Raw genomic sequence first — 16,492 nt, forward strand, 5'->3', positions numbered from 1 at the left:
AACTGCAATTTCATATCAGCCGGAGACAGGTTATGGCGGCGGAGTACGATCTTTTGGTCATTGGCGGAGGCATCAATGGCACGGGCATCGCCCGTGATGCTGTCGGCCGCGGCGCCTCCGTGATGCTTGTGGAAATGGGTGATCTCGCCGGGGCGACGTCTTCGGCGTCGACAAAGCTTATTCATGGCGGCCTGCGCTACCTGGAATATTACGAGTTCAATCTGGTCAGGAAAGCGCTGAAGGAACGCGAAGTGCTTTGGCGGGCAGCGCCGCATATCGCCTGGCCGCTTCGTTTCATACTGCCTCACCACAAGGATCTTCGTCCCGCTTGGCTGCTCCGGTTGGGTCTGTTCATGTATGACCATCTGGGAGGGCGCGAACTTCTGCCGGCGACCAAAACAGTGCGCCTTGATCAGGCTCCTTTTTCTCAAGGTCTCAAAAACCTCTTCAAGAAGGGGTTCGAGTATTCGGATTGCTGGGTGGATGATGCCCGGCTGGTTGTCCTGAACGCGCGCGATGCGGCGGACCGTGGTGCGGAGGTCCTTACGCGCACCAAATGCATCAGCGCGCGTCGGGACAATGATGTTTGGAATGTTGTTCTGAAAGATCAGGACACGGGAGAGGAGCGGACTGTTACCGCCAGTGTACTTGTCAATGCGGCGGGGCCCTGGGTGGCAGAAATGCTCAACGGGGTCGTTGGCGCGAACAACACCTCGGCCGTCCGTTTGGTCAAAGGCAGTCACATCATCGTTCCGCGCCAGTTTGAACACGACCGCTGCTTCATCTTTCAGAATGGGGATGGCCGCATCATTTTTGCCATTCCCTATGAAGACGATTTCACGCTGATCGGGACAACGGACGTCGATTACCAGGACGATCTGGGCGACGTGCGCATCTCCGACGATGAGATCGCCTATCTTTGCAAATCCGCCAGCGAGTATCTGGCGGAGGCGATTGAGCCCAAAGACGTGGTTCACACCTATTCTGGCGTGCGGCCTCTTTATGATGACGGCGCCAAGGATGCCAAGGCGGCAACCCGTGACTATGTGCTTGAGCTGGATGGTGGTGAAGACAAGCCTGCCCTTTTGTCGGTGTTCGGCGGTAAAATCACCACGTACCGAAAACTGGCTGAAAACGTGCTGGCCAAACTGGAGCCGTATCTTCCCTTCAAGCGTGGTGTCTGGACGGCCTATGCTCCGCTGCCGGGTGGCGATTTCAGGGTGACGGAATTTGACCATCAAGTTGATCAACTTGTGCGGGACTATCCCTTTGTCGGGAAGCAGTTCGCCTCGCGCCTGATGCGCCACTACGGCACCGATGCCCGGCTTATGCTGGGCGATGCGGCGTCACTTGATGCGCTTGGCCCTTGTTTCGGTCACGACCTTTATGAAGTTGAAGTGAAATGGCTGATTGAACGCGAGTGGGCGCGAAGCGCAGACGATGTGCTCTGGCGCCGATCCAAGCTTGGTCTTCGGATCTCCAAGGAGGAGTCCCTTAGACTGGACGCGTTCATTTCAGACTATCTTGCGGATAGACCTGGCGCTGCTGCATAGTTTTCTCTAACCGATGTAACTGACGGTCGAGCCGACAGTTTCTCGAACAAACAAAATCAATGGGAGGTGGGCCATGGCAGGATGTGTGTTGGCAATAGACCAGGGCACAACGTCAAGCCGAGCGATCGTCTTTGGCGAAGACTATCAACCGCTTAGTGTCGGCCAGCAGGAGTTTCCGCAGCATTTCCCGAAGTCTGGTTGGGTGGAGCATTCGCCGACGGACATCTGGACAAGCACACTACGTGTTTGCCGCGAATCAATGGAAAAGGCACCGTCAGCGGGGGCGGATGTCGCCGCGATCGGTATTACCAACCAGCGGGAAACCACACTGATCTGGGATCGCTCAACCGGTGAGCCGGTTTACAACGCGATCGTGTGGCAAGACAGGCGAACCGCCGATTTTTGCGCTCAGCTGCGTGCCGATGGTCTGGAAGACAAATTTACGTCAAAGACCGGCCTGTTGCTTGACCCGTATTTCTCGGGAACGAAAATTGCCTGGATCCTTGACAATGTGGATGGCGTCCGGGCGCGGGCCGAACGCGGCGAGCTTGTTTTCGGAACTGTCGATACCTGGCTCATCTGGCAGCTGACCGGCGGCACGGTTCATGTGACCGATGCAACAAATGCTGCGCGAACATTGATCTACAACATTCACGAAAACACCTGGGATGAAGAACTGTGCAGTCTGTTGAGGATCCCTCTCAACATGCTTCCAGAAGTGAAGGACAGTGCGGACGAGTTCGGCATGACAGTGGCCGATCTGTTCGGCCGCTCTATCCCGATACTCGGCGTTGCCGGTGATCAGCAAGCGGCGACCGTCGGTCAGGCCTGCTTCAAGCCTGGTATGGTAAAGTCGACTTACGGGACCGGCTGTTTTGCGCTTATGAATACCGGTGATGCTCCGGTCAGGTCCAACAACAGGATGTTGACCACCATCGCCTACCGCTTGGACGGCAAGACGACATACGCTCTGGAGGGGTCTATCTTCGTTGCAGGTGCCGCGGTTCAATGGTTGCGGGATGGGCTCGGCATCATTCAAAGCGCCGGCGAGACACAAGGTCTCGCCGAGCAAGCAGATGCCAATCAGGATATTTATCTGGTTCCTGCCTTTGTCGGTCTGGGCGCACCGTACTGGGATGCGAACGCCAGAGGGGCGATGTTCGGGCTGACGCGAAATACAGGTCCGAAGGAAATCGCCCGCGCGGTGCTGCAAAGCGTTGGCTACCAGACCAGTGACTTGATCGACGCCATGCAGGCGGATTGGCCCGATGCCGAAAAGCCTGTCTTGAGAGTGGATGGCGGCATGACCGCATCCGACTGGACCATGCAGTTTCTGGCCGACATTCTTGGTGCGCCTGTCGATCGTCCAACAGTGGCCGAGACGACCGCTCTCGGCTCTGCCTGGCTTGCGGGCTCGAAAGCTGGTGTCTGGCCGGGGGCAGAATCCTTTTCCGCGCAATGGAAACTGGAAAAAAGGTTCGAACCAAGGCTGGATGAAGCGGAAAGACGCCGATTGCTTTCCGGTTGGCAGGATGCGGTCAGGCGAACAAGTTCTACGTAAGGTTGCCAGATTTCCAAACTCCCGCCAAGGCGGGAGTTTTTTTGTTTTCAAGCACTTATGCTAAGCGTAAAAAATAGTGCCGTAGCGGTATTTGTTTCCATTCAGCCTAGGGTCTTGCGTCAAAAATTTACGGCAGCATGGCTTACCTAGAAAAAAATTTCAAAAAACAGGTGAAATTAGAAATATGTTGGCAGTTGATTTTCCGCCAAAAAAACGCCTTAGTTTGCGCTGGCTCGGGCTTAACTCCTTTGCACGGTTCAACGATGCAGGGCCCTTGCTTCTTCATCAAGGGGAGAACAGTTTGATGAATTTCCAAAAAACCTTGAAGGCTACCCTTCTTGGCGCCAGCCTTGCTGTGATCGCAGCAACCGGCGCGTCCGCAAAAACCCTGGTTTATTGCTCTGAAGGTTCACCTGAAGGCTTCGACACCGCACTTTACACCGCCGGTACAACTTTCGATGCTTCCTCCAAGCCGATCTACAACAGGCTTGTCGAGTTCAAGCGCGGCACGACAGAGGTTCTGCCAGGTCTTGCTGAAAGCTGGGAAGTTTCTGAAGACGGTTTGGAGTACACCTTCAAATTGCGTCAGGGTGTTAAGTATCACACCACCAGCTTCTTCACGCCGACCCGTGATTTCAACGCCGACGATGTCGTCTTCTCTTTCGAACGTCAGCTGAAGAAAGATCATCCGTGGCACGAGTATACACCGGGCACAGCCTGGGAATACTTCAACGGCATGTCCATGCCGGACCTGATCAAGGAAATTGTCAAGGTTGACGATCATACGGTCAAGTTCGTGCTGAACCGTCCGGAAGCTCCGATGATCGCGAACCTTGCCATGGATTTCGCGTCGGTCGTTTCTGCCGAGTATGCCGCCCAGCTTGAAGCTGCTGGCACCAAGGAACAGCTGAACCAGCAGCCGGTAGGCACTGGTCCGTTCGCATTTGTCGGCTATCAGAAAGATGCCGTGATCCGGTATCAGGCACACGCCGACTACTGGAACGGCAAGGAAAAGATCGACAACCTGATCTTCGCAATCACGCCGGATGCTGCCGTTCGGCTGCAGAAGCTCAAGGCCGGTGAATGTCATGTCATGCCTTATCCGGCACCGGCAGACATTGAGGATATCCGGGCTGACAGCAACCTGACGCTGATGGAACAGCAGGGCCTGAACGTCGGTTACCTTGCCTACAACACCAAAGTGGCTCCGTTCGACAAGAAAGAAGTCCGCAAGGCGCTTAACCACGCTGTGAACAAGCAGGCGATCCTCGACGCGGTTTTCCAGGGCTCCGGCCAGGCCGCCAAGAACCCGATCCCACCAACCATGTGGTCCTACAACGAAGCGACCCAGGACGACGATTACAATCCTGACCTTGCTAAGGAAATGCTGGCAGCCGCCGGTGTAGAAAACCTTTCCATGAAGGTCTGGGCGATGCCAGTGCAGCGTCCTTACAACCCGAATGCCCGCCGTATGGCGGAAGTCATTCAGGCTGATTTCGCCAATGTCGGTGTCAATGTTGAAATCGTCTCCTACGAATGGGGTGAGTACCTGTCCCGGTCCAAGGATGTTGATCGCGATGGTGCCGTTCTACTCGGCTGGACCGGCGACAATGGCGATCCGGACAACTTCCTTGCCGTTTTGCTCGGCTGTGACGGTGTTGGTGGTTCCAACCGTGCGCAGTGGTGCAACGACGAGTTTGAGGCTCTGATCCAGAAGGCCAAGACCGTAACGGACAAGGCGGAACGTACCAAGCTCTACGAAGAAGCACAGGCTGTCTTCAAGGAAGAAGCACCTTGGGCAACCATCGCGCACTCCGTCGTCTTCATGCCGATGTCTTCCAAAGTCACCGGCTATGTAATGGATCCGCTCGGCGGCCATTGGTTTGACGGCGTAGACATTGCGGAATAAATCCGCCTAATCTCAAGGAGGCGCTGGCAGCAATGCCGGCGCCTTCAAGTATTATGACCGGCGGATGCTGCCGAAAGTATGGGCGGTTTCCGCTGGTTCTTCGTATCTGGAACCTGACATGCTCCGCTTTCTTCTAGGCCGTCTCGGCCTGTTGATTCCGACATTTATCGGCGTCACCTTTGTCGCCTTCACCTTCATCCGTCTTTTGCCCGGCGATCCGGCTGAACTCCTTGCCGGAGAACGCGGAATTTCGCCGGAACGCAAGGCAGAAGTCATGAGGCAACTGGGCTTTGACAAGCCCTACTGGCAACAGTATCTCGACTATATTCTCGGGATCTTCCAAGGTGATCTGGGAACGTCCTTTTCGTCCAAGAAGCCCGTGCTGGACGAGTTTATGACACTCTTTCCCGCCACAGCGGAGCTCGCGCTTTGCGCAATCATCCTGGCCGTTTGCATTGGAATTCCGGCAGGTATTTTTGCCGCGGTGAAACGCGGATCAATCGCGGATCAGGCGATCATGGGAACAGCGCTTGTCGGCTACTCCATGCCGATCTTCTGGTGGGGCCTGCTGCTGATCATCCTGTTTTCAGGAGTGTTGCAATGGACGCCGGTTTCCGGACGGATCTCGCTGCTTTACTTTTTCCCGCAGGTGACAGGTTTCATGCTGATCGACAGTTTGCTGTCCGGTGAAAAGGGCGCGTTCCTGTCAGCGGTACGACATCTGATTTTGCCATCCATCGTGCTGGCGACCATTCCACTGGCGGTGATTGCCCGCCAGACCCGGTCGGCCATGCTTGAGGTCCTTGGCGAGGACTATGTGCGCACCGCGCGAGCGAAGGGCCTGGCGCCGAAGTCGGTGATAGGTCTCCACGCGCTTCGAAACGCACTTATTCCGGTTGTCACGACCATTGGTCTGCAGGTTGGGGTACTGCTCGGCGGAGCGATCCTGACAGAAACCATTTTCTCGTGGCCCGGCATCGGGAAATGGCTTTTCGACAGCATTTCACGCCGGGACTACTTCGTGGTCCAGGGTGGTCTGCTTCTGATTGCCGGCATCGTGATGATGGTCAATCTGATTGTGGACGTGCTCTACGGCCTGATCAATCCGCGTATCCGACACAACTGAGCCGAGGGTTAGAAAATGACAAATACCTCTCCGGCCACCGGTGCCGATACAGACAAGGTTCAGGCTGCCAGCCGAAGCGCCACCTGGGCCAATCTCGCCGAATTCTGGTACTACTTTTCGCGCAATAAAGGCGCGGTCATTGGCCTGTGCATCTTTGTTGCACTGGTCACAGTCGCGGTGCTGTCCCCCTGGATTTCACCGCACGATCCTGACATGCAATATCGGGACAGTTTCCTTGTTCCGCCCTTCTGGGAAGAAGGCGGCAAGTCCACCTTTATTCTGGGAACGGATGCTGTCGGGCGCGATATTCTTTCCCGTTTGATGCACGGTGCTGCATATTCGCTCTGGATCGGCGTCATCGTTGTCACCATCTCGCTTTGCGTGGGTATCGTGACGGGTCTGATCTCAGGCTATGCCGGCGGCACGGTCGATACTTTCATCATGCGACTGATGGATATCATCCTTGCGTTTCCGGCGCTCCTTCTGGCACTGGTTCTTGTGGCCATTCTTGGGCCTGGACTTACAAATGCGATGATCGCCATTGCACTTGTTCTGCAGCCGCATTTCGTCAGACTGACACGTGCGGCCGTATTGGCCGAGCGGTCGCGCGATTATGTGGTTGCAGCACGCCTAGCAGGTGCAGGTCATTTTCGCTTGATGTTCAAGACGATATTGCCGAATTGTCTCGCACCGCTGATCGTTCAGGCAACGCTCTCGTTTTCCAATGCAATTCTGGATGCAGCCGCACTCGGCTTCCTCGGGATGGGCGCTCAGCCGCCTGCGTCTGAATGGGGCACAATGCTTGCAGAGGCCCGGGAGTTCATCCTGAGCGCCTGGTGGGTGGTCACATTCCCAGGTCTGGCCATCCTGATCACCGTTATCGCCATCAATCTTGTGGGCGACGGTCTGCGCGATGCGCTTGACCCGAAACTGAAAAGGAGCTGATTGAATGTCGCTTCTGGAAATCAGAAACCTTCGGGTTGAATTCGATACCGCCAAGGGGCCATTTCGGGCCTTGGCCGGCGTCGACTACACGGTCGATGCGGGTGAAGTTCTGGCGATTGTCGGCGAATCCGGATCTGGCAAATCGGTCGCCATGCTGGCGACGATGGGCTTGCTGCCGGACAGCGCAACCATCACGGCCGACAAGATGGAATTCGAAGGCCTCGACCTTCGAACCTTGTCCGCCAAGGAACGCAGAAAGGTTATCGGAAAGGATATTTCGATGATTTTTCAAGAGCCGATCGCCAGCCTGAATCCTTGTTTCACGGTCGGCTTCCAAATGAGCGAGACCCTCAAGACGCACACGGGTCTGAAGGGCAAACAGATCAAGGATCGCGTGGTCGAGCTGTTTGAAGCTGTCGGAATTCCCGATCCGGCAGGGCGGCTCAACGCCTTTCCGCATCAGATGTCCGGCGGTCAGTGCCAGCGCGTGATGATTGCCATGGCAATTGCGTGTTCACCGAAACTGTTGATCGCGGACGAACCGACAACGGCGCTTGATGTGACCATTCAAAAGCAGATCCTGGATCTTTTGGTTCAAATCCAACAGGAACGCAGTATGGGCCTGATCATGATCACGCATGACATGGGCGTTGTCGCTGAAACAGCTGACCGGGTGATTGTTCAGTACCAGGGTCGCAAAATGGAGGAGGCTGATGTGCTTGCTCTGTTTGAAAACCCCCAAAATCCCTACACAAAAGCGCTGCTTTCAGCTCTGCCGGAAAATGCGACGGGCGATCGCCTGCCGACGGTCAGTGACTTTGCCCAAGCGGGAGGATTTTAAGTGGCCGACGATATCATCCTCAAAGTCCGCGACGTTTACCGCACCTACGATATCAAGGGTGGTCTCTTCAAAAAGGGGTCCCAACTGACAGCCGTCAAAGGTGTGAGCCTTGATGTAGAGCGCGGCTCGACGCTGGCTGTTGTCGGAGAAAGCGGCTGCGGCAAGTCTACACTTGCCCGCATGCTCACCATGATCGATGCACAAACGTCCGGGTCAATAGAAATTGACGGATTGCCAATCGACATTTCGAAAACCGGCATCTCCAAGGAGATGCGTCAGAAGGTGCAGATTGTATTCCAGAACCCGTATGGTTCACTGAACCCGCGCCAAAAAATAGGACATGTTCTGGAAGAGCCGCTGCTTCTGAATACGGACATGCCGGCTGCCGAACGTCGCGATCTTGCACTCCAGATGCTGGAAAAGGTCGGGTTGCCGCCTGAGCACTACGGTCGGTACCCGCACATGTTTTCCGGCGGGCAGCGCCAGCGTATCGCGATTGCCCGCGCTATAATGATGAAGCCAAAACTTCTCGTGCTGGACGAGCCGGTCTCCGCGCTGGATCTTTCCGTTCAGGCCCAGATTCTGAACCTGCTTGCCGATTTGCAGGAAGAAATGAACCTGACTTACGTGTTCATTTCGCATGATCTGTCGGTGGTTCGTTACATTGCCGATAAGGTGATGGTGATGTATTTCGGTGAAGTTGTTGAATACGGCACTCGGGACGAGGTGTTCAACGATCCGCAGCACGAGTACACCAAAACTCTGTTTGCCGCGACACCCCGGGCCGACGTTGAGAGCATCAAAAAGCGCCTGGCGGCAAAAGCCGCCTGATGTTGATTTGCAGCCTTTAGGCGGTGCACGCGCTCAGCTTGTTCATGTAGGCTCCTGAAGCTGGTTTTCGGGAGCCTTTTTGATGCAGGCAATTTCGGATGCAAATCGAAAGTGGTGGCTCCTGGGTGCTGTCAGCTGCGTCCTTGGGCTTGTGCTTCTGGACGAAACGGTGGTTGGAATTGCCTTGCCGACCATCCAGAAGGAGCTCGGGCTCTCGAACAATGACGCCCATTGGGTGGTAAATGCCTATCTCCTAACCTTTGCCTGTTTTGTTGCGGTTGGCGGAAAAATTGCGGACCTGTTCGGTATTCTCCGCGTTTTCCTTTTTGGTCTGGCGCTTTTTGCCATTTGCTCGGTTGCCTGCGGGTTTGCTCCCTCAGGAGACGCGCTGATCGCAGCAAGAGCACTTCAGGGACTTGGTGCTGCGATCATTTTTCCGTTGTTCCTTGCCATGATCACAATGACCTTTCCAAAGGAAGTCAGAGGCGCAGCTTTGGCAACAAGCGGGGCCGTTGGAACGACGTTTCTCGCGCTTGGGCCCCTGGTCGGCGGGCTCTTCACCGACTTGCTGTCCTGGCGATGGATTTTCTGGATCAATCCGTTTGTTGCCGTAGTCGTTGCTGTATTGGTGACGCTCACCTGGCGAGATGTGCCGCGACCTGCAGGGCGGCAAATTGACTGGATCGGATTGCTTCTGATGGCGGCGGCCATGTTCTGCATTGTCTTCGGTCTGATGGAGGCGAGTGACCTCGGATGGAGCAACCCCTTAATCCTTGCCTCGATGTTCGTTGGGCTGGTTCTATTCGGGCTTTTCTGGAGGTTCGAACTTCGGCAAAGCATGCCCTTGATTGAAGTCGATCTGTTTTCGAGCCCCGTTTTTGCGGGCAGCAATCTTACGATCTTCACGGCTCAATATGCCAAAATGCCACTCTTTGTCTTCGTTGCTCTTTATGCTCAGACCGATTTACACCTGACGCCTTTCCAGGCGGGGGTCGTTGTCATGCTCGCACCGGCCCTGCAGCCTGTTACTGCTGTGGTCTGCGGGCGGTATACCGACAAGATCGCAAAGCGGTGGCAAGTGCTTTTCGGCCTCGGTGTTCTGACACTCGCCTTCCTCTGGCAAACCGTGACCTGGTCCTATGAGAATGTGCTTCTGTTCGTTCCAGGGCTCCTGATCGCCGGGTTGGCGTTTCCATTTCTGTTCACGCCGACACGGGCAGCGGTTTCGGAGGCATTGCCTGAGCACAAACACGGACAGGGTGGCGGGATTGCCATGACGTCCCAGATCGCTGGAGGCACCGTCGGGCTCGCAGTGTCCAGTGCTGCCTTTGCTCTTGGCGGGTTCGGGCTCGTTTTCGCTCTCACTGCTTTGCTCTCGGCCTTGGTATTCATATATGCCGCTTTCGCCTTTCGAGGTGCTTGAAGAGCATGCGGAAAAGAGGTTGCTTACTTCGTTATTTCGAGTATTCTCGAAATATGGAAAAAGAAAAAGCCCTTGATGCATTGGCTGCCCTCGGACAGGAAACCCGCCTTGATGTTTTTCGCTTGTTGGTAAAGGCAGGCAAGGAAGGCATGACCGCTGGCGCTATTGCGGATGCGCTCAAAGTGCTTCCGAACACTTTGTCAGCGCACTTAAGTGCTTTGGCGCGCTCCGGTCTGGTCACCGCTGAACGAGATGGACGATCCATTCACTACACGGCCAGCTTGAGCACAATGCAGCTTCTGGTGACCTATCTGCTGGAAGATTGCTGTGGCGGGAATCCGGACCTTTGCGCTCCGATTGCCAATATCTTCACTTCCTGCACCTCGATTGAAGACGAGGTGACCTGATTTCACGAACATGGTGGGGCATTTCTGAAAATGCGTAATGTTTTATTCGTCTGCACGGCGAATTCCGCACGCTCAGTTTTGGGCGAAGGCCTTCTTCGGCACTTGGGCAAAGGCAAGTTTGAAACCTATTCGGCAGGATCCACACCGCGCGGGTCAGTCAATCCCGACGCATTGGCCTGCCTGGTGCGTCACGGTCTTCCTGCCGACGGTTTCCGCTCCAAGAGCTGGGAGGAATTTGCAGGACCGAATGCTCCTCGGATGGACCTTATCGTGACCGTTTGTGACAGTGCCGCCGGAGAGGCGTGTCCTGTCTGGCCAGGTCATCCATTGGTCGTTCACTGGGGTATTCCGGATCCGGCTTCAGTCGATGGCGATGACGCTGTGAGGGGCATGGCCTTTGACCAGGCTTATCAGCGTCTCAAACGCCGTATCGAAGCCATGCTTGCTCTTGGAGATGCTGTTTTCACCGCCGAAGACGGAAAACAAAAACTGGCAGCGATCAGTGCTGCAGCGGATGCATAGGATTTGAAACATGTCTGAATTCAGTCTGTCCCGGCGCCTCGTTGCCGAAGCGCTCGGAACCGCCATGCTTGTGGGGACCGTAGTCGGGTCGGGTATCATGGCGGACAAGCTTTCTGAAGATGTTGCTGTCTCGCTGCTCGGGAATACGATCCCCACCGGTGCAATACTGGTGGTGTTGATCACAATGCTCGGCCCGATATCCGGTGCGCATTTCAATCCTGCCGTGACGTTTGTCTTCTGGCTCAAGCGTGAACTTGGTTTGGTGGTGGCAGCAGCTTACATTATCGCACAGATCCTTGGCGGCATCTCAGGCTCGTTGGTTGCGCATGTGATGTTTGAACTGCCGGTCCTGCAAGCATCGACAACCGTTCGCACAGGGGCGGGGCAGTGGGTTGCAGAAATTGTTGCAACATTCGGCCTGCTCGCAACCATTCTCGCGGGTATCCGTTTTCGAGAAGCAGCCGTGCCCTGGTTGGTCGGGCTCTATATCACGGCAGCTTACTGGTTCACGGCTTCGACGTCCTTTGCCAATCCGGCTGTCGCAATCTCGCGAGCCTTTACGGATACGTTTGCCGGCATCAGGCCGGTTGACCTGCCAGGATTTATCATCGCCGAAATTGCAGGCGCAACGCTTGCTTTAGCGCTCTTCTCCTGGCTGCTTAGATCCGAAAAGCGGACAGCAATTTCGTGAAGTTTGACCTGCCATAACAACGGGCGTGTAGCAGTCGGCTATCGAATTGTTGCCAGGCAAAAGCGACCGTTGGCCTAAAGCGCCTTCTTCATGAACCAACGGCAATGGTCCGCAGGATGCTCGGTTGCCCCATTCTCAAGCGTGCCAAATGTGTCGTAGCCGCGTTTGAGATAATAGGCGTAGGCCTCGGGGTTGGAGGTATCCAACCAGGCGCCATGGCACCCGAGCCGACGTCCTTCGGTTTCCGCCGCGTTCAAGAGGTCCGACCCCAGCCCCAAGCCGCGGGCTGTTTCGTCAACCCAGAGGATTTTGACAAGCAACCAGCCATAGGACGTTGAAGCCGTTATGCCGCCAAGCAGCCGACCATCTTGTGACGTCGCCTTCAAGACAATGGTTTCATTGCGAGATTGCGTGTTCTGCTGTCGAAGCGAGCGAAGCAATTGGCGCTCGATTTCATCGGCAAGTTCAGCGCTTTCATTGCCACTCTCATTGGATATCCTTACGGATAGCATCGATCCTCTCCTGTGTGAGTGACTTCACTTGAAGCAGCGTGTCTTTCACGTTGACGTCAGATGTGACCGCTGAGCAACGACATGGCATGCCGCCTCAGGTAGAGCATGAGATTTTCAGCATGTTCCATCGCAGACGGTTCGTCACCGGCGGCGATCGCCTGCATCACCTCCAAATGGCTCCAAGCGGCAGGGTTCAGATCGGTCTGGCCGAAATGGCGATACCAGAAGCGTCGGCTGTGGCTCTGTAGCGGCGCAAGTGCCTTTGCTGCAAAAGGATTGCAAGCTGCTTGAGAAACCACCTCGTCAAAAGCCTTGTCCAGCCTCAGATAGGCTTCAACATCGGGCTCAGAGGCAGCCTCTCTCATTTCCTCTGCGCATTTTTCAAGAGCCTTGCGCTCCTGCTGACTGGCAAGCCTGGCGGCTGAGCCAGCCATCAGGCGCTCCAGCGCATGCCTTGCTTCAAGCACCTTGACGAAATCTGCCGGGTTCATGTCGGCGACGATTACACCAAGCCTCGGACGTATCGTCAAAAGGCCTTCCCAACTGAGCCGCTGCAGCGCTTCGCGGATGGGTGTCCGCCCCATGCCGAGTCGCTGTGTCAGATAGGTTTCCGTAACCGCTTCACCCGGCTTCAGCTTCAAAGTGACGATGTCTTCTTCCAGGTCCCGGTACGCCTGAGTGGATTGGCTGACATCGCTTGTCATTGAAATATACTCTATGTCTAATACAGAAGAGCTTTTGATATATCAGTTGCAGATCAGAAATGAAACCGCCGGTATTTCGATCGCAGACCCAGTTCAGATCGCCTGCATCGGCGATTGACGCTTTTCGCGGTAAATCTTGTCCAGTCGCAGGGTGACTAAAGCAAAAACAACCCAACTCAGATGAAACACAAGCCCGGCAAACATTACGAAGCTTCCAGGAATAGGGCCAATTGCGGCTCGTGCGAACACGTCAGCGAAACTGGTGAGAGGGTCCGGATGAATTGCAATCTTGCCGTAATAGGCGACGGCCTGAATGGCGAGGATCCAGGAATAATTTGATCGCAGCCGACGTCCCGCAGCGCGCGCCAGGCTGATGTGGTAGTGCGGCGTTTCGTAGTCTTCCGCCAGCATCTTGCTCCACTCGCTGCCCCAAGGAACCTTCCGCCCGTGCAGGATCGGTGCGTAGAGATCGGACTCCATCAGCCGGGCTCTGGCGCGGAACATATTGTAGTAGCGATATCGGCGCGCTTCGAAGATCAGAAAGACCGTGACCAGCAGTCCAACCAGAACCATTGGCAGTGGCGAGGCATCCTTGTTGGAAAAGGTCGCTGATAGCGCGATGCCCGTCGTGACAACTGCCCAATTCGTGGTGTTGTCCAGCCGCGTGCGCCAGTGGGTGCTGCGAAACACCTCGGCCCGATAAAGATGCGCCAGCGCGCCGAGTGTGCCGGATTCTATTTCCTGGTTCGGCCAGTCTCTCCTGGGGCGTTCGTCGTTCATGAGCTGATCCTTGATCATACTTGCTCACGACAAGACTACCTCAACTGGTATTCTTTTGTAGTTTTTCTGTACGTGCGGGTCCGTGCAAACAAACGGATTTGGATCTGAAAGCTGGACTGGTCGATCGACTTTCCCTATGTCCGTTTCTTGTTCATCGCTGCTGCAAGAGCTGCCGCCAAGGCGTTGTTGCCGCCGTCGCCGGAGCCTTTCGGCGTGTTGCCCTTTCCACCGCCGGAGTGACCACCGCCGGGCCCACGGCCTCCCGGGCCTCGATTGCCGGATCCCTTGTGGCTCTGTCCACCTCGATCCTGCCGCGGACGCTCGCGCTGCTCCTGGTAGTCGGCCTGAGATTTCATCGTCATGGAGATGCGTTTGCGTGGCACATCCACGTCCAGGATCGTTACCTTGACGATGTCGCCCGCCTTGACGACCTTGTGGGGATCATCAACGAAGCGGTCGGCAAGCTGTGAAACGTGAACGAGACCGTCCTGGTGGACGCCGACATCCACAAACGCACCGAAATTGGTGACATTAGTGACGGTGCCTTCGAGCTTCATTCCTTGTTTCAGGTCTGAAATTTCCTCAACACCATCCTGAAGGGCAGCCGTCTTGAATTCCGGGCGCGGATCGCGGCCGGGCTTTTCAAGCTCTGAAAAAATATCTTCGACGGTCGGCAGACCGAACGTCTCGTCGGTAAATTCTGAAGGGTCGAGACCTTTGAGAAGCGCGTTGTCACCCATGATCTGACGGACGTCCCGTCCGCAGGCCTTCACGATGCGTTTGGCAAGCGGATAGGCCTCCGGGTGAACGGAAGACGCATCAAGCGGTTCCTTGCCATCGTTGATGCGCAAGAAGCCCGCACAAAGTTCAAAAGCCTTGGCGCCAAGGCGCGGCACGTCCTTGAGCTGGCGGCGGCTGTCAAAGCGGCCAATCCCCTCCCTGTGTTCCACAACGGCCGTGGCCAGGTTTTCAGAAAGACCTGAAATGCGCGAGAGGAGCGCTGGAGAGGCCGTGTTGAGATCAACGCCAACCGCATTCACTGCGTCTTCGACCACTGCATCGAGCGCGCGTGCAAGCTTGCTCTGATTGACGTCGTGCTGATACTGGCCGACGCCGATGGATTTCGGCTCGATCTTGACGAGCTCGGCGAGCGGATCCTGCAGGCGTCTTGCAATTGATGCCGCACCCCTGAGGGACACATCGACGTCCGGCATTTCCTTTGCTGCAAGTTCCGATGCCGAATAGACAGACGCACCGGCTTCGTTGACGATCACCTTGACCGGGCGTTGTGCAGAAGGAATGTCGGACAACACATCAGCGGCAAGTTTGTCCGTTTCGCGGCTGGCGGTGCCGTTACCAATTGCCAGAAGCCCGACCTTGTGTTTCGCCATAAGAGCAAGCAATGTCGCCCTTGAACCTGAAATGTCGTTGCGCGGCTGGAAGGGATAGATCGTCGCGGTATCGACCAGTTTTCCGGTTCCGTCCACCACGGCAACTTTCACACCGGTACGAATACCTGGATCGAGCCCAAGTGTTGACGTGGCTCCTGCCGGTGCGGCCAGAAGCAGATCTTTCAGGTTTCTCGCAAAAACCTGAATGGCTTCTTCTTCCGCCTTGTCGCGAAGAACGCCCATCAGATCCAGTTCAAGGTGGAGCGCCAGTTTCACTTTCCAGGCAAACCTTGCAACTTCCATCAGCCATTTGTCCGCAGGGCGGCCACGATCGGCAATGCCATACGTGTCAGCCACCATCCTGACTGCAGGTAAAACCGGTGAAACGTCGTCGGCGTCGACGGTCAGGTCAACAGACAGGATGCCCTCGTTGCGGCCACGAAACAGCGCAAGCGCCCGGTGGCTCGGGATTTTCGACCACTTTTCGGAATAGTCGAAATAATCGGCGAATTTCGCACCCTTTTCTGCCATGCCGTCGATGAGCTTGGATTGCACGACGCCCCGTTCTTCAATGTAGCGTCTCAGCCTTCCGACAAGGTCCGCGTTCTCGGCAAAACGTTCCATGAGTATTTGCCGGGCACCATCCAGGGCGGCTTTGGTGTCGGCGATACCCTTGCCATCGTCCACAAAAGTGCTTGCCTCTGTTTCCGGCGCTTTCTGGGGATCTGCCAACAGCTGATCGGCCAGTGGCTCGAGGCCGGCTTCCCTGGCGATCTGTGCCTTGGTCCGCCGCTTTTTCTTGAAGGGCAGATACAGGTCTTCAAGCTGTGACTTGGTTTCCGCTGCCTGAATTCCATTGGTCAGTTCATCGGTGAGCTTGCCTTGTTCCTCAATCGACTTCGTGATGGCCACCCGGCGGTCTTCAAGCTCGCGCAGATAGATCAGGCGTTCTTCGAGCTTGCGCAGCTGACTGTCGTCCAGGCCGCCGGTAGCTTCCTTTCGATAGCGGGCAATGAAGGGAACGGTCGACCCTTCATCGAGCAGTTGCACTGTTGCGGTCACCTGGCCGGCTTTGCACCCTATTTCCTCCGAGATGCGCTGTGCGATCCTGATTGCCGTTCCAGCGGCCACTGTGCTGTTGTTGCCGGTCTGGGGTTGGGAGGGTGATGAAACACTGACCATTTACGATGAAACTTTCCAATAAGAGGTCTTTTAAGCGGCAGACGATAGAGCCCCTATCTATGGCATGAAAGAGCCAGAATAAATCCTTCAACCGGAAAACTGGTCGCAATTGAG

At 55.8% G+C, this 16,492-nt stretch carries 15 protein-coding genes; 11 read left to right on the forward strand and 4 right to left on the reverse strand.

Annotated features, from left to right (window positions below):
* Positions 1-32 precede the first annotated feature (32 nt).
* The 11 genes from glpD to ACZ1HV_RS19900 all read left to right on the forward strand — a co-directional run bounded on the left by glpD (position 33) and on the right by ACZ1HV_RS19900 (position 11,809).
* Positions 33-1,553: a glycerol-3-phosphate dehydrogenase gene (gene glpD, locus ACZ1HV_RS19850; protein ID WP_472716078.1), complete on the forward strand. Its 1,521-nt coding sequence runs from the start codon at positions 33-35 to the stop codon at positions 1,551-1,553.
* A 73-nt stretch (positions 1,554-1,626) separates the two neighbouring features.
* Positions 1,627-3,114 (forward strand): glycerol kinase GlpK, encoded by a 1,488-nt coding sequence (gene glpK, locus ACZ1HV_RS19855; protein ID WP_472716079.1) that lies wholly within the window; start codon positions 1,627-1,629, stop codon positions 3,112-3,114.
* A 304-nt stretch (positions 3,115-3,418) separates the two neighbouring features.
* A complete protein-coding gene (locus ACZ1HV_RS19860) occupies positions 3,419-5,023 on the forward strand; it encodes an ABC transporter substrate-binding protein (protein ID WP_298820036.1) in 1,605 nt (534 codons plus the stop codon).
* Positions 5,024-5,141: 118 nt separating this feature from the next.
* A complete protein-coding gene (locus ACZ1HV_RS19865) occupies positions 5,142-6,149 on the forward strand; it encodes an ABC transporter permease subunit (protein WP_298820038.1) in 1,008 nt (335 codons plus the stop codon).
* 15 nt (positions 6,150-6,164) lie between these two features.
* Positions 6,165-7,094, forward strand: a complete 930-nt coding sequence (locus tag ACZ1HV_RS19870) for an ABC transporter permease subunit (protein ID WP_298820040.1) — start codon at positions 6,165-6,167, stop codon at positions 7,092-7,094.
* Between the two features lie 4 nt (positions 7,095-7,098).
* Positions 7,099-7,935 (forward strand): ABC transporter ATP-binding protein, encoded by an 837-nt coding sequence (locus tag ACZ1HV_RS19875; RefSeq protein WP_472716080.1) that lies wholly within the window; start codon positions 7,099-7,101, stop codon positions 7,933-7,935.
* Positions 7,936-8,766, forward strand: coding sequence for a dipeptide ABC transporter ATP-binding protein (locus ACZ1HV_RS19880; RefSeq protein WP_472716081.1), 831 nt, complete (start codon positions 7,936-7,938; stop codon positions 8,764-8,766).
* 82 nt (positions 8,767-8,848) lie between these two features.
* Positions 8,849-10,189 carry an MFS transporter gene (locus ACZ1HV_RS19885; protein WP_472716082.1) on the forward strand — a complete coding sequence of 447 codons (1,341 nt, stop codon included), beginning with the start codon at positions 8,849-8,851 and terminating at the stop codon, positions 10,187-10,189.
* Between the two features lie 53 nt (positions 10,190-10,242).
* The gene (locus ACZ1HV_RS19890) at positions 10,243-10,596 is read left to right on the forward strand and encodes an ArsR/SmtB family transcription factor (RefSeq protein ID WP_298820049.1); all 354 of its coding nucleotides are present in this window, start codon (positions 10,243-10,245) and stop codon (positions 10,594-10,596) included.
* Between the two features lie 30 nt (positions 10,597-10,626).
* Positions 10,627-11,118, forward strand: coding sequence for an arsenate reductase ArsC (locus ACZ1HV_RS19895; RefSeq protein WP_298961074.1), 492 nt, complete (start codon positions 10,627-10,629; stop codon positions 11,116-11,118).
* Between the two features lie 10 nt (positions 11,119-11,128).
* Positions 11,129-11,809: an aquaporin gene (locus tag ACZ1HV_RS19900; protein WP_298820053.1), complete on the forward strand. Its 681-nt coding sequence runs from the start codon at positions 11,129-11,131 to the stop codon at positions 11,807-11,809.
* A 74-nt stretch (positions 11,810-11,883) separates the two neighbouring features.
* Here ACZ1HV_RS19900 and ACZ1HV_RS19905 read toward each other — a convergent pair whose 3' ends face one another.
* The 4 genes from ACZ1HV_RS19905 to ACZ1HV_RS19920 all read right to left on the reverse strand — a co-directional run bounded on the left by ACZ1HV_RS19905 (position 11,884) and on the right by ACZ1HV_RS19920 (position 16,378).
* Entirely contained in the window at positions 11,884-12,321 is a 438-nt protein-coding gene (locus ACZ1HV_RS19905; RefSeq protein ID WP_472716083.1) for a GNAT family N-acetyltransferase, read from the reverse strand.
* Between the two features lie 56 nt (positions 12,322-12,377).
* Entirely contained in the window at positions 12,378-13,025 is a 648-nt protein-coding gene (locus ACZ1HV_RS19910) for a GntR family transcriptional regulator (RefSeq protein WP_472716084.1), read from the reverse strand.
* A 93-nt stretch (positions 13,026-13,118) separates the two neighbouring features.
* On the reverse strand, positions 13,119-13,805 hold the full coding sequence (locus ACZ1HV_RS19915) for a DUF2270 domain-containing protein (protein ID WP_472716085.1): 687 nt from the start codon (positions 13,803-13,805) through the stop codon (positions 13,119-13,121).
* A gap of 134 nt (positions 13,806-13,939) precedes the next feature.
* Positions 13,940-16,378: a Tex family protein gene (locus tag ACZ1HV_RS19920; RefSeq protein ID WP_472716086.1), complete on the reverse strand. Its 2,439-nt coding sequence runs from the start codon at positions 16,376-16,378 to the stop codon at positions 13,940-13,942.
* Between the last annotated feature and the right edge of the window lie 114 nt (positions 16,379-16,492).

This window comes from Roseibium sp. JB4-4 (assembly GCF_055693425.1).